Annotated in this window: 13 protein-coding genes; 11 read left to right on the top strand and 2 right to left on the bottom strand. The window is 58.4% G+C overall.

The genetic code is table 11. The annotated features are described in order from the left end of the window. The first annotated feature begins 49 nt into the window (after nucleotides 1-49). Nucleotides 50-1,054 (top strand): adenosine kinase, encoded by a 1,005-nt coding sequence (locus M7Q83_RS02765; protein ID WP_298335125.1) that lies wholly within the window; start codon nucleotides 50-52, stop codon nucleotides 1,052-1,054. 24 nt (nucleotides 1,055-1,078) lie between these two features. Here M7Q83_RS02765 and M7Q83_RS02760 read toward each other — a convergent pair whose 3' ends face one another. Beyond that, on the bottom strand, nucleotides 1,079-2,245 hold the full coding sequence (locus M7Q83_RS02760; RefSeq protein ID WP_298335123.1) for a hypothetical protein: 1,167 nt from the start codon (nucleotides 2,243-2,245) through the stop codon (nucleotides 1,079-1,081). A 129-nt stretch (nucleotides 2,246-2,374) separates the two neighbouring features. Between M7Q83_RS02760 and M7Q83_RS02755 the strand changes: the two genes are divergently transcribed. From M7Q83_RS02755 to M7Q83_RS02745, 3 genes are all read left to right on the top strand, one after another. After that, nucleotides 2,375-4,165, top strand: coding sequence for a glycoside hydrolase family 15 protein (locus M7Q83_RS02755; RefSeq protein ID WP_298335121.1), 1,791 nt, complete (start codon nucleotides 2,375-2,377; stop codon nucleotides 4,163-4,165). Between the two features lie 151 nt (nucleotides 4,166-4,316). Then, a complete protein-coding gene (gene zwf / locus M7Q83_RS02750; RefSeq protein ID WP_298335119.1) occupies nucleotides 4,317-5,684 on the top strand; it encodes a glucose-6-phosphate dehydrogenase in 1,368 nt (455 codons plus the stop codon). Continuing rightward, nucleotides 5,685-6,551, top strand: a complete 867-nt coding sequence (locus M7Q83_RS02745; protein WP_298335117.1) for an ROK family protein — start codon at nucleotides 5,685-5,687, stop codon at nucleotides 6,549-6,551. It begins immediately after the preceding gene. Between the two features lie 332 nt (nucleotides 6,552-6,883). On the opposite strand, the gene M7Q83_RS02740 is transcribed toward M7Q83_RS02745, so the two are convergent. Beyond that, a complete protein-coding gene (locus tag M7Q83_RS02740; protein WP_298335115.1) occupies nucleotides 6,884-7,882 on the bottom strand; it encodes a DUF4921 family protein in 999 nt (332 codons plus the stop codon). 320 nt (nucleotides 7,883-8,202) lie between these two features. Between M7Q83_RS02740 and kynU the strand changes: the two genes are divergently transcribed. The 7 genes from kynU (at nucleotide 8,203) to rsmI (ending at nucleotide 14,160) form a co-directional block, all read left to right on the top strand. Next, on the top strand, nucleotides 8,203-9,420 hold the full coding sequence (gene kynU / locus M7Q83_RS02735; RefSeq protein ID WP_298335113.1) for a kynureninase: 1,218 nt from the start codon (nucleotides 8,203-8,205) through the stop codon (nucleotides 9,418-9,420). Nucleotides 9,421-9,476: 56 nt separating this feature from the next. After that, nucleotides 9,477-10,610 carry an aminotransferase class V-fold PLP-dependent enzyme gene (locus tag M7Q83_RS02730; RefSeq protein ID WP_298335111.1) on the top strand — a complete coding sequence of 378 codons (1,134 nt, stop codon included), beginning with the start codon at nucleotides 9,477-9,479 and terminating at the stop codon, nucleotides 10,608-10,610. A gap of 19 nt (nucleotides 10,611-10,629) precedes the next feature. Next, complete coding sequence (locus M7Q83_RS02725) at nucleotides 10,630-11,112, top strand: hypothetical protein (RefSeq protein ID WP_298335109.1); 483 nt, start codon at nucleotides 10,630-10,632, stop codon at nucleotides 11,110-11,112. A 61-nt stretch (nucleotides 11,113-11,173) separates the two neighbouring features. After that, a complete protein-coding gene (locus tag M7Q83_RS02720) occupies nucleotides 11,174-11,467 on the top strand; it encodes a hypothetical protein (protein WP_298335107.1) in 294 nt (97 codons plus the stop codon). 457 nt (nucleotides 11,468-11,924) lie between these two features. After that, the gene (ychF, locus tag M7Q83_RS02715) at nucleotides 11,925-13,001 is read left to right on the top strand and encodes a redox-regulated ATPase YchF (RefSeq protein WP_298335105.1); all 1,077 of its coding nucleotides are present in this window, start codon (nucleotides 11,925-11,927) and stop codon (nucleotides 12,999-13,001) included. A gap of 5 nt (nucleotides 13,002-13,006) precedes the next feature. Beyond that, nucleotides 13,007-13,324, top strand: coding sequence for a hypothetical protein (locus M7Q83_RS02710; protein WP_298335103.1), 318 nt, complete (start codon nucleotides 13,007-13,009; stop codon nucleotides 13,322-13,324). Then, nucleotides 13,321-14,160 (top strand): 16S rRNA (cytidine(1402)-2'-O)-methyltransferase, encoded by an 840-nt coding sequence (gene rsmI / locus M7Q83_RS02705; protein WP_298335101.1) that lies wholly within the window; start codon nucleotides 13,321-13,323, stop codon nucleotides 14,158-14,160. Before M7Q83_RS02710 ends, rsmI begins: the two co-directional genes overlap by 4 nt. The last annotated feature ends 21 nt before the right edge of the window (nucleotides 14,161-14,181 follow it).

Here is a 14,181-nt window from a genome sequence, read left to right as displayed (position 1 = left end):
CTCGTTGCGGGGAGTGGCTCGCCCCTGGGTGCTCCTAGGCTAGGACCCCGTGAAACCAGTTACTGTCTTGGGGTTTGGATCTGCCATCGTCGATGTCTCCACCGTTGTTGGTGAGACACAGCTCCGCCAGCTCGGGCTGACCAAGGGGTCGATGCGCCTGGCGACACAAGAGGAGCAGCAACATATCATTGCGGGCCTTCCGGGGGAGTGGGAGCGTCATGGGGGTGGTTCCGTCGCCAATACACTTGTGGGTCTCTCGCTGCTCGGTGTTCAGAGTGCGCTCTATACCGCCGTTGGCGAGGATGATGACGGCTCGCTTTTCGCGCAGGATCTCAGCGAGCTCGGCGTAGAGGTCGTTCTCTCCGAGCAGCAATACGCACAAGGAACTGGTCGTTGTGTCGTACTCGTCACAGAGGATGGGCAGCGCACGATGTTGACCTATTTAGGTGCCTCCCAGGAGTTGACGGCAGAACTCTTTCCTTTCAAGGTTGCAACGGGTACGCCGTACCTCTTCATCGAGGGGTATCTTCTTGACGTTCCTGGCCTTGGCGATCGTCTGTTTGAGGTGGCTCGAACGGCCCGCCGCTATGGCACGAAGGTTATTTTCAGTCTCTCAGACGCCAGCTTGGTCGAACGACATCGCAAAAGTCTCCAGCGGTTGCTTCCGGCGAGCATCGATTATCTTCTCGCCAACGGCGAGGAGGCGAGTGCCTTCAGTCAACGGAGCGACCTTGACCAGATTGTGGAGGTGCTATCCGGTATGCGGTTCTCCGGTGCAATTACCCTTGGTGATCACGGGGCCGTCTATTTCGGTTCAGATGCCTATGAGTACCTTGAGGTACCCGACTATGCTTTGGCGGTCGATACGACTGGCGCAGGCGACATGTTCGCTGCCGGCTTTATCGCCGGACTTGTTCACGAGTTGTGTCCACTCGACGTCTTGCGACTGGGACAATCGTTGGCGGCCGAGGTGATCGCCCATCCAGGGGCACGCCCACTCGTGGACCTTGGTGACTGGCTGAGCGAACATGAGCCAGATCTGGCCAATACCTGAGCAGGAAGTCCTCCTGCGGTTGCACTAGCGAGCGGTATTCGATGCGGTTCGGCGCCCATCCAGCGTCAGGTACACGAGTGCGATGCTGATGGCGACGACTGCGGCGATCACCGGTAGGTCAGCGATCGGTAGCGTCTGGTCGAGGATTGCGAAGGTGATGGCGGCTCCGACACTTCCTACGGAGTAACTGGCATAGACCATCGAAAAAGCGGCACCATGGAGATGCGTCGCAAACTGATGCGTCGCTGCGTAGCTGCGGAGACCGTTGATTGGAGCGATAAAGCCGCCAAAGACGAAGAGAAGCCCCCCAAGGAAAAGTTCGCGGTGGTCGCCGAGGGTACTCGCGATGAGACATCCCGATAATCCGATGAGGAGCAGGGCTATTCTTCGCAGCGGCCGGATGCCGATTGAACGCGTCCCAAGGTGGGCATAGAGGGTGCCCCCAAGGATGGATCCGACCGAAAGCAAGGCCATGGAGATTGCCCCAAAGGGTGGGTGGCGGATGAGATCCGTACTGATGGGGACGATTGAAACGACCACCATTCCCTCGACCATTCCCTCGGCTGCACTGAGGATCCAGAGCCACGAACGAAGGCTGAGATGTGGTGCTCCTGTCGGTGTGGTCACTGCGCGAGGGCTCTTTCCAACAAGCAATGGAGTGGCGATGGCGAGGATGGCAGGCGTGATGAGCAGGCCATGCGAGCCTAGGAGGACCACCTGCAGCGAGACCAGTAGCGGGGCAAGGAGGTAGGCGAACTCGAGCGCAACCGCATCCCAGGAGAGGTACCGTTGGAGCGATTGGGACTGAAGCCGAAGCGTCAACATCTCACGCAGTTGGCCACTGCCGAGGGCCGTGAGAGCGCCGGACAACAACGCCCCGGGGAGGCTCACCCACAGCAGTGGACGGATGCGACTGGCGAGAACCAACGCGATATCGGCCAGCGCGAGGAGTGTGAGGGTCGATCGGGTTCTGAGTCGACCGACCCTCACGCCAAGGGGTGTAGCGACGATTCCGACGACGGAGAGCTCCCCCACCCCAAGCGCGCCAACCACGAGTGAGGCGAAACGAAAATTTGCTCCTGATCCGATGGCGTACTCGATGACGAGGGGGAGCAGCGCAACGGGCAGGCGGAAGCTGCTCGCAGGCAGGAGCCAACGGAGGTAGGTGGATCGATCACTTGGGACGCTCATGATGGCTGATCGTTTCGTTTTTTCATCAAGTCTGGGCTAGTTTGGTAGGGGGTTTCTGCTGTGCCGGTGGGAATGCCTGTAAGTTTACGCCGCGATTTTGTCGCGACCGGTTCCTAAAGGACGTGGTGGATGTCGCTCGGGTTGGAACAGTGTGGGTTAATCGGGGATCTTCACACCGGAGCAGTCGTCTCGAATGAGGGGGCGGTGGAGTGGCTTTGCGTGCCGCGCTTTGACTCTGATGCGTGTTTTGCACGCCTGCTTGGCGATGACAGTAACGGCTTTTTCCAGATAGCGCCTGATGCGCCGGCATTTCGTTCGGAACAGGTGTATGAGAAGGGCTCTCTTGTGCTCTCCACCACGTTTTCCACCCAGACGGGTTCGGTTCGGCTCCTCGACTTTATGCCGATTCGCGAGGAACATGCGCGGATTGTGCGCATCGTCCAGGGTCTGACTGGCTACGTCGACATGAAGGCCACTCTCTCGTTGCGCTTTGACTATGGGGTTGCGATTCCATGGGTTCGCCATATCGAGCGGGGCCTGTCGTTCGTTCTCGGTCCCAACGCCGTGCTGTTGGAGTCAGCTGTCGAACTCGAAGGCAAGGACATGATGTCGGTTGGTCAATTCCGTGTGCGCGAAGGTCAGGAGATGGATTTCGTCCTCGTCTTTTATGGGTCGACCGAGAAGATCCCCAGGCAGGTTCGCCCACGCGAGGAGTTGACGCGAACCCGTGCGTTTTGGCGAGGTTGGATAGCGGAGGCAAAGGAGGATTATGGTCATTACGATGCCGTCGTCCGCCGTTCAATGATCACCCTCAAAGCGCTTACCTATGCTCCTACTGGTGGGATGGTGGCGGCGCTGACGACGGCACTGCCCGAACAAATCGGAGGCAGCCGCAACTGGGACTATCGCTACTGCTGGTTGAGGGATGCCACCTTTGCGCTCTACGGCTTCCTGCAACGCGGACATCCAGTCGAGGCCCGCGCCTGGCGGTCCTGGCTCTTGCGGGCGATCGCGGGTAGCGCCGACCAGCTTCAGATCATGTACGGCGTCGCCGGCGAACGAAGAATCCCAGAACTTGAGCTCGATTGGCTAAAGGGCTACCGTGATTCTCGTCCGGTACGTATCGGCAACGCGGCATCGGGGCAGTTCCAACTCGACGTCTATGGTGAGGTCGCCGATGTGCTCTATCAGATGCTGAACCACGGCATCAAGCCTGATGAGAATGCGTGGGAGATTCAACGGTACTTGACCGACCATGTGGTCTCGGTTTGGGAACAGCCTGATGATGGCATCTGGGAGATTCGTGGCGACCGACAACACTTCACCTACTCAAAGATCATGGCCTGGGTAGCGATCGACCGGGGCATCCGAACCCTCGATCTCCTCGGCTACGATGGCCCCCGCATACTCTGGGATCGGGAACGAACCCGCCTAGCAGAGCGGATCCTCAGTGATGGCTACAGCGAGAAGCTTGGCTCCTTCGTGCAGGCGTTCGGCTCAGATCGGCTCGACGCATCGGTGTTGCTTGCGCCGATCATGGGGTTCATCGATGCGAAGGACCCACGCATGGTCTCGACGGTTGATCGGATTCAGAAAGATCTCTCCGCTGATGGTTTTATCCTCCGGTATCAACCCGATGCTGGTGTCGATGGGATCGATGAGCCAGAGGGGGTCTTCTTGCCCTGCTCGTTCTGGTTGGTGGAGAATCTGGCCATGCAGGGTAGGGTGGATGAGGCCGAGGAGATGTTGGAGAAACTGATCGGTGTCGCGAATCCTCTCGGGATCTACTCCGAGGAGTACGATCCGACGCAACGGCAGATGTTGGGCAACTTTGCCCAAGCCTTTACCCATGTGGGTCTCGTCAATGCGGTTCAGCGAGTTGTGCACGCGCGACAACATGCTCACGAGCTCAAACCATAACGGATGGCTTGGTACGGCGTTGCGCTTCGGCGTGTTCGTTCGGCGACTGCCCAGACTGTTGGGACTTCATCGATGATGTTGAGGTGTGGCGTTGAGGCGTGTTGTGTCACGATGGCCAACACCATTGAGGGTGATTGAGAGAGGAAGTGCGATGAGGAAAATACCATTCGTCCTGTTCGGAGCCACTGGCGATTTAGCAAGAAAGATGTTGTTGCCAGCCCTTATGACGGTCTTTCGTGATCACCAAGGTTATCGCCTCCAGGTAGTCGGTGTAGCCGATACCGATCATAGCGTCGAGAGTTTCCGCGAGTATATCTCGGCCCTCTTGACCGACTCGGGCCATTTCGACAAGGCCCAGATCGATGAGTTCGTTGGTGACGTGGCCTACGTCCGGGGTGACTACGGCGCGGAAGATCTCTACGAGGAGTTAGCAACGGTGATCGAGTCGGATGCGGAGCCGATCTTCTACCTTGCGATACCTCCACGTTTCTTTGAGGTCGTGGTCGATCGTCTTGAGGCAGCCGGATTTGCCGAGACAGGACGGGTGATGGTCGAGAAGCCCTTTGGTCGAGACCTCGCTGACGCTCGCCAGCTCTCGAGCGTCCTGACGAAGGCATTTAGTGAGACTCAGATCTATCGGATTGATCATTTTCTCGGTAAAGAGGCGGTCCAAAACCTGCTGGTATTTCGGTTCGCCAACTCTATCCTTGAACCGCTATGGAATCGCAACTATGTCTCGAGGATCGAACTCAACATGCTTGAGGACTTTGGGGTTGAGGGTCGAGGAGCGTTTTATGATGGCGTCGGCGTTCTGCGAGACGTCGTGCAAAACCACCTCCTCCAACTCCTCTGCCTGCTGTTAATGGAACCTCCGCTGTCGATGAGTTCTGATGCGGTTGCCTCGGAGCGGGTCAAGGTACTCTCCTCGATGGAGCCCTTCTCCTTGGCCGAGTCAGTGCTTGGACAGTATCGCGGTTACATGAACGAACCGGGTGTGACCCCTGGCTCCTCGACGCCTACCTTCGTAGCCGTTCGTGTCCGTTTGAACTCGTGGCGCTGGGCAGGCGTGCCAGTGTTTATCCGGGCTGGGAAGGCGGTCGATGAGACCAAGACGAATGCGATCATCGAGTTTCGGTCGCCGCCGACGCTGATCTTTGACTCAAATGACACCCACCACCAGCCGGAACCGAATCGTTTGATCTTTGAGTTCAAGCCCCAGGATCTGATCGATCTGCGGATGCAGGCCAAGGTGCCCGGTCCCAATCTCCGCTCCGCTCCGGTCTCCTTGGAGGTGGGTCGTGCCGGCGGTCAGGTGAAGGGAGAAGAGCCCTACGCGCAGCTGATCGACGATGTGACCCGCAACGATCAGTCGCGATTTGCATCCGAGGAGTCGGTTGAAGCGGCGTGGCGGGTAGTATCACCACTACTTGATCAGCCAGCTTCTCTCCTCTACGGCGCAGGCACCGGTGGCCCAAGGGAGGCAGACGGTCTAGTCAGCGAGTTTGGAGGTTGGTGTTAAATGGGCGAGGTTTTAGCGGTTGATCTAGGCGGAACGAATTTCCGGATGGCGCGCGTCTCGAGCGAAGGCGACATCGTCAAACGTGCGGTATTGAGCACCAAAGAGGCGACCTCCGTAGGTGAGGGACTTGGACAGCTCGTATCCCTGGTTGAGGGCGAAGAGGTTCCGACCCTCGTCTTTGGCGCACCAGGTGTGGTCGACTACTCCAAGGGTCACGTCGTCTATGCCCCGAACCTTGATCAGGAGTTTCTCAGTGAGCTGAGCGTCGCGGCGTTAGAGAAGGTGCTGAACAAGAAGGTTATCCTCGTTAACGACGCAGACATGGCGGCACTCGGAGAGTCAGAGCTCGGTGCTGGCAAGGGCGGGTCGACCGTTGTCTTTTTGACCTGCTCCACTGGGGTCGGCGCAGGAGTTGTGCATGCCGGACGTCTCCTGCGAGGACACTTCTCGACAATGGAGGCTGGTCACACCCGTCTTGGACTTGAGGCGATGGATGAGGCTGAGGCACTCGCCTCGGGTACCGCACTAGCGCGGATGGCAAAGGAGGCTGGTCTGGTGGTCGATAATCCTGGATTGGTGAAGTCAGCTGCCGCAAACGCTGGTATGGAGCGCGAGGTGCTGAGCAGGGTGACTGAGGCACTTGGCATCCTCCTCTCGAACCTTGCCTGGTTGTTGGCACCGGACAAGATCGTCGTTGGTGGGGGACTTGGTCTCTCGGATCCATTTGTTCTTGAGCTCACTCAGCAGGTTTTTGACCGAAGTGTTCCAAAGTACCTGAGAGGTTTGCGGCTGAGTCCTGCCGAGCTTGGTGATGATGCAGGTTTGCGAGGAGCGGCCTTCGTCGAGAGTGCACTCGCCACGACGTAGTGGTCTTGGGCGAGATCGCTGGGGATTCGGCTGTTCGATGCGTCCTCGCGGATTAGCCATTTCATCGTGGCCGCTGGTGTTGGTGGGCCATGACCACGCAATTACCACTCCGAAGAAAGCCCAGTCGTTGGCCGGCTGCGTGATTCGTTGCCGGTCAGGTTCGGACGTAATAGCTTGCGAGGGCGATCGGTACGGTTCGTAGCAAGGACGCGAGTTCGTTCTCTCAAGCGCAATTGCCCGATCGTGGTACTACCCGCTTGCCGCAGCGGGAATACAGAGTGTAGGCCCGGTCATGGAGAAACCGACGAGTGAGTGGCGGTGTCGAAACCGCACTACCCAACGGCGAGGTGACGCGGCCCGTCCGTTAGGACTTCGATGGCGAGCTCTGGCGAGACGATGTTGATCGGCACCCCGGTACCCATCTCAAAGCCAGCAAGCGTGGAAAGCTTCGGATAGACATGGGCGTGCCAATGGAAGTTGCCAAAAGCGCGATAGGGGGAGGAGTGAAAAACCAGATTGTAGGCGACGGGTCCAACTTTCTTGCGGATCGTCGCCAGTGAAGCGGTGATCGCTTCTCCGACGCCAAAGAGGGCGTCTGGACCCGCCAAGTGCAGGTAGGGACCGTGCTCTTTTGGGATGATAAGGAGCTCGAACGGGATCGACGACCAGTACGGTGCGATGACGGCGAGATGGTCATTGGCGAAGAGAATCCGTGAGTCGATGGACTCCTCAAGCGCAACGGTCGTACAGAGGAGACAACCGCCAACAAATCGGGTAAACCCCGCCTGTTCATCTGCGAGTTCTCGGGGAACGAAGGACATGCCGAGGAGCTGTGCATGGGGATGCGCCATGGATGCACCAGCATCACGTCCTTGGTTGACGATGGCCTGTGAGTAGCGAATCGATTTGGAGTGAGCGTGCGCCTCCGTTCGATCCCGGATGGCTGACATCACGACACGTGACTGTTCTGGATCGAAGTCACTCCACTTTGCATCGTGATTTGGCGACAGAATTAGTACTTCGTGTATCCCGGCGGCGGGTGCCTGGGTGAAGACGGGTCCGTGGCTGACACTGACCATCGGGGCATCCCCTTGAAAGGCCGGGTAGAGGTTTGGGACCACCCTGACCTGCCAGGAACCCGTGGGTCCATAGGTCTCGAGCGCGGGAGGCGTGGCCTCTTCGTTCCCCGGACAGAACGGACAGGGACGGGTCTGATCCTCTGGTGATACCTCCGAAGAGAGGGAGATTGCGGCTGGTCGGTATCGTCGCCCCTCGGCGACAACTACCCATCGACCGGTGAGGGGATCGAGTCTCAACTGATGTGCATCCACAGGCGCTCCTTTATCCACTCAAGCTAGCAGCTCGTGACCCTAGTTTCGTGAATTGTTGTGCTAGGTATAACCGAGAGTTCACTGAGATGTTCCGTCTCGGTTCGCTACACGAGCAGAGAAGCTGTCATGCTGTTGACAGCAACGCGCACGGTGCATAGGACAGAGAAGGCAGGTGTCGATCATTGTGATCTCAATCGTCCTAGCGGAGGCGTTGGCGTGTCGAGTGGGTGCGTGGTGCTAACGACAAGGGCCGATTCGAGCGAGGTGGGGAGCGGGCTGCTGTCTCGCTAGGGTAGATCCTTTGAAGAGAGGGGTGGCTCATGGTGGCGGAGGTTACGCAGCGAATCGACCAGCTCGACCAGTCAGATGTGCTTGCAGAGTTTCGAGGTCGATTCGTCTCCGACACGCCTGGCATCAATTATCTTGATGGGAACTCGCTTGGTCGTCTCAGCCACGATGCCCGAGCCTCCATACTCTCTGCTATCGACGACGAGTGGGGCCAAGAGTTGATTCGGGGTTGGGAGCACTGGACGGAACTCAGCTCCCAACTGGGTGACGTTTTGGGCTCAGAGCTGCTCGGTGCCGCACCCGGGCAAGTCGTCGTCTCTGACTCGACCTCGGTGAACCTGTACAAGACAATTCTTGCAGCCCTCTCGCTCGTTCCAAATCGTCGTGCGCTTTTGGTCGATGCTAATGACTTCCCTACGGATCGTTACATCCTTGAGGGGATCGCCGCAGCCCATGGCCTTGAACTTCGCCTGATGGCCACCGCAATGAATGATCCGATCTCGGTCGACGATTTTGCACCCTATCTCGACGATGACGTGGCGCTCGTCGTTGTGTCGCAGGTCAACTACCGTTCTGGTGCACTGAACGATCTCGCTCGCATCGCCTATACGATCCACAGCGTTGGTGGGATGTTGGTCGCCGACCTTTCTCATTCGGTCGGTGCGGTACCGATTGCTCTGGACGATGACGATGTCGATTTCGCTGTTGGCTGTACCTATAAGTATCTGAACGGAGGGCCAGGCTCACCGGCCTTTCTCTATGCGCGAGCACGTCTCCAGAGTGAGCTCACCCAGCCAATCTGGGGGTGGTTCTCTGCCCTCGATCAGTTCCAGATGGGGCCACGATACGAACCTGCCCTTGGGATAGCACGCTTTCTGGTCGGCACGCCCCCGGTGCTCCAGCTCCAGGCGCTCAAGGGTGCGCTCGGTGTGGTCTGTGATGCGGGCATCGAACGGCTTCGGAGTAAGTCCATGGCTCAAACGCAGCTGGCCATCGAGCTCTTCGATGACTATCTGGCGCCAGAAGGCTTCAGACTCGCATCGCCGCGCGAGGTCGCACAACGGGGTGGACATCTCACCTTCGAGCACCCCGATGCTCTTGCCTTCTCGCACGCTCTCTTTGTCGATCATCGAGTCTTGGTGGACTATCGCGTCCCCGATCGTATCCGTTTTGCTCCGTCTCCGCTCTATACCAGTTTCGCACAGGTCTACGAAGGCGTGATGGCGCTTCGCGAGGTGGCGACTCGATGAGTAGAGGCTGAGCTTACAGCGTAACGGTGCTGGTTGGATCCGTAGACTCAGGAGACGTGGAAGTCTATCTCGATCATGCGGCGACCTCCCCGATGTCAAAAGAAGTCGTAGCGACGTACGTCGACGCGGTGCGTGCGACTCTTGGGAATCCTGCCTCCGGGCACGCTGCTGGAGCTGCTGCGAAGCATCAGCTTGAACTCTCCCGTACGCGAGCCGCTCACGCTTTTGGCGTGGCGGCTGACGAAGTTCTCTTCACCTCTGGTGCGACAGAATCGATGAACTGGGCAGTCCGTGTAGCTGCCGAGCGACCTGGCATAATTTTTGCCACACCGATTGAACATAGCTGTGCGATGGAACCACTGAAGCGCTTGGGTGATCGGGTCGTTTGGCTCCCGATAACCCCATCAGGAATCGTCGATCTAGTACCGGCCATGGAGGCCTTGAAGGCCTCGCCAAAGACCATTAACGCCTTGATCATCATGGGAGCGAACAACGAGACGGGGGTCATTCAGCCCGTTCGTGCGTTGAGCTCACTGGTCAAGCGACTCAATCCTTCTGCGTTCGTGGCCTCTGACCTTGTCGCGCTTGCACCTTGGGGTGGGATCGCAGAGACGATAGAGTGGGTTGATTTTGGCGTGCTGAGCCCCCACAAAGTAGGCGGTCCAGTCGGGGTGGGTGTGGTGCTGCTTCGACGACGTGGGGTTGAGATCACACCGCTCTTGGTCGGGGGCGCCCAGGAGTATGACCTGCGCGCTGGAACGGTGTCGGTCCCACTTGCAGTGGCGGGCGTTCATGCGTTGCTCACCGCTGAGAGGGAGAGCGAGCGCCATCGACAGGTCTGTCGATCGCTTCAGGAGCGGCTGGAACGGGGATTAATCGCTCTCGATAAGCGAATTACCATCGTAGGCTCTGAGGAGTCCCGGGTGGGAATGACCAGTGCAGTCTTTCGTGGCCTACGCGCGGAGGACATTCTCTTTCTCTTGGACGAGCAAGGCGTCTATGCCTCCGCAGGAGCGGCGTGTGCTTCCGGAGCGATGCAGCCATCGCATGTGTTGCGCGCCCTTGGTTACGCTCGTGAAGAGGCGTTGAGCCAGGTGCGCTTCTCCTACGCGGCATCGCTCGATGCCGCCGATATCGACTATGCGCTCGATGCAGTCACTGAAGTGACAGGGAAGCTATGGCGAAGGTGAGGCATTCAAGGGTGTTCTGGTGCATCTAGCGATCAACAACCCGTTCTATGTTGTACTCCTCATCTGTCACGTTGGAATAGGACTGATTGGATTTGGCTCCAACGCGATGGCGGGATGGACTGCCCGTGACGCTGCCCACTTGGGACCTAGCGAGTCGGTACGGCGGTTTTTTGATGGGAAGATATCACTGGCGCAATGGTGCGTTATCCTCGTGCCAGTCTTTGGAATTAGCCTGCTGGTGGTCCGTGATGCCGCAGACATCAGCCAGATTTGGTTCTTGGCAGCGGTCACGATTTGGGTGATCACCCTTGGGCTCTTGACCGCGCGCGGCTGGCCGGCTCAGCGCAAGTTGGGTGCGCTCTTGGCATCGGCACCGGAGGTAGGTGCTGTAGGAGGTAGCGATGTTGAGATCCACTCACAAGGCCTCATCGTCCTACGGACCCAACAGGTTGTGGTAGTACTGTATCTCGTCGCCTTTTACCTGATGCTCTTTAAGCCTTAACGCGCTATCGTTACTGCGTGCCTGCGGCCCCTTCGTCACCTGGATCCAAAGACGTGTCGAAGTGGCAGAAGAGGAGACGCCAACGACCCGGGCCGGTAGAGACGATTCCTTCAGCACTTTTCATATGGTTGATGAGATGACCGGATCGTGGACACGCATGTTGGTCATGGCTGATGCGACCCCGCAAGTCCCACTCTGTCGAGCAGGTGCCACGCCGTCAAGGGGATACCACGCTGTCAAGGAGGTGCCACGCTGTCAAGGAGGTGCCACGCTGTCAAGACTGGTGGTCCGCTCCGACTACCCATTCGTACCTGTAGCGCAGTCGTACCTGCGGGTGAGTGTGCTTGATGCGTGAACGCAGCTATCAATTGGTCGTGGTCCTTGTTACGGCCACGCTCCTTCGTCCTACCCGAACACCAGCGATCTTGCGTTGGGCAACTAAAGAACCGATTTGGTGTCGAATTCGGGATAGGGCGAGCGAGGCTACCTCGTCTGTCAACTCTCGACGTACCCGAATATCCCTGCCTTTGGCAGGGCCAAACCTGCTCTGCGACAGGGTCGAATCATTGTGTAGGCCAGCAAGATTCTCCAGTCATCCCAGAGTGAGGCGATCAACCCGTGAACAGCGTAGGGATCTCGAGGACGTTATTAGCCTCGGCCGCAGTTTGGCTTCTTCCCATGGTTCGCCTTCTTCTTGGCCCGCAGTTTTCTCTTGACTGTTCTCTTTGACATAGGTGAGACAGGCTAGTCGGCCTCAAGGGCTGGTCTCGCCACCCTTCGGAGAAGTGGTATTGAGCGGTAGGCTTTGGGGTATGGAACGTCTCGGCCTGGTTGGCCTCGCAAACGCTGGCAAATCGACCCTCTATAACGCGCTCACGGGGTCGGCGACCTTGGTGGCGCCTCATCCCTTCTCGACCACGGAGAGCGTGGTGGGAGAGGCGGTTGTGCCTGATGAACGGCTGCACAAGCTCGCGGTGTTACATGAGTCGAAGAAACTCGTCTATGCCCATATCCAGGTCGCCGACATCGCGGGACTTGTTTCAGGGAGTTCCACCGGTGCGGGATTAGGCAATCGCTTTCTCGGCCAGATTCGTGAAGTCGACGGCATTGTCTATGTCCTACGGGCTTTTGAAGATGATCAGATACCAGGGGAGAGTGACCCGCTGTCGAGTCTGGAGACGCTCGAGCTAGAGTTGACGCTCGCCGATCTCGGGAGCATTGAGGGCACCCTCGATCGGAGAAAACGTGCCGCGCGAGCTGATAAGAGCCTCGGTGGAGAGATCGAAGCCCTAGAGGTCGCTCGTGCCGCACTGGAGGAGGGGACACCTATTTACCGAGCTGGCTTGAGTGGCGAGGTGCTCGCCATCTTGCACAACTCCTTTCTCCTGACCAATAAGCGAGTCTTGGCGGTCATCAACACCGACGAGGAGACTCCACAAGGTGATCCAGAGCTCGAAGCAAAGGTGGCGGCGCAACTCGGCGGTGATCCGGTGGTGCTTTCAGCAAGTCTCAAACTCGAATCCGAACTGGTTCGTCTCAGCCAGGAGGAGCGAGAGGAGATGTTAGAGGCACTTGGTATCGAGCGCCCGGCGCTTGATCGTATCGCCGAGGCTGCCTATCGCGCCCTCGATCGGCGTACGTTCTTCACCACTGGCGATAAGGAGTCCCACGCCTGGACCTTCCGTGCGGGTTCCAACGCGGTGGCGTGCGCTGGAGTGATTCATTCTGACCTCGCCCGTGGATTTATCCGTGCCGAGGTTATCTTCTGGGAGGATCTCTTGGCGATCGGATCGTGGTCGAAGGCGAAGGCGGCGGGCAAGCTGAGATTGGAGGGCAAGGACTATCTTGTCGCCGATGGTGATGTCCTCGAGATTCGTTTTAACGTGTAACGACCATGGCGTGGTTACTTGATTCGCGTGGTCAGGTTCTCGCCTCGCTCATGTTGGCACGATCGATGAGCTGGTCGATGCGCGCAGCAATTGACATGGCCATCGATCTCGGTGCAGGCGTTGTGCTGTGGCCAGGAGTAGGGAGGGCAACCAATGGAGTAGCACTCTTTCTCGATAAGGACTTAGTTGTTCGTCGTGTGCGTGAACTACGTGCCCTGCGCCCCTGGTTGATGGTCTCATCCCTTAGGGTTATTGTGTTGCCTCGGCATGTAGTGGCGGTTGCGACGCCAGGAATCGGGGATCGGCTGATGATCAAATCATGAGTTGTACGCTCTTTGTGGTCGGTACTCCGATCGGCAATCTCGGAGACTTCAGCCCGCGCGCTCGCGAGTGCTTGAGCACGGTCGATCTTGTGATAGCGGAGGACTCTCGCGTCCTTGGTCGACTCTGTCATCTGGTGGGGATCACCCCCCGCGAGGTCCGCAGCTATCAAGGCAGGCAGCACATCACAGAGGTGGAGTTTCTCGCCTCCCTGGAGACCGGTGATGTGGCACTCGTCTCGGATGCAGGCATGCCCGGTGTGTCGGATCCCGGAGCTGGGTTCGTGGAACTCACCCTTCGTCATGGTGGCACGGTTCGCGTGATTCCAGGAGCGTCGGTGCTCACCGCAGCATTGGCGCTTTGGCCGAGAATAGCGAGTACAGCCTGCTTCTATGGGTTTCTCCCTCGTCGTGGCGTGGAACGGTCGCAGATGGTCGCAAACGTGATGAGGGCCCACTCTGTCGGAGTCATCCTGGAATCGCCTCGACGGTTGCACGAGACATGTACGGAGCTTGCTGCGCACGATCCTTCTCGCCAGGTGCTGCTGCTTGGTGAATTAACCAAACTGCACGAATCCATGCACTGGATGACCCTCTCCGAAGCCCTGGAGTGGCTCGCGGGTACGGAGCCCAAAGGGGAATGGGCAATTGTAGTCGAAGAGGCCCCAGCAGTAGCACCATCCGCAGTCGAGGGTGATCGATTGCTGCACGCACTCGCCGCATCGACGCTGGGAACCAAGGAGGCGGCCGCAATCTATGCGCAGGTTCAAGCGGTGCCCAACCGGGATGCCTATCAACTGATGCTCTCGAGTCGATCCAATGGAACGCGGTCGAGTTAAACTAGCGTTCGACAGCAACGA

Origin of the sequence: Ferrimicrobium sp., assembly GCF_027364955.1 — a bacterium.
Lineage (GTDB): Bacteria > Actinomycetota > Acidimicrobiia > Acidimicrobiales > Acidimicrobiaceae > Ferrimicrobium.
This window is presented reverse-complemented; position numbering and strand designations above follow the sequence as displayed.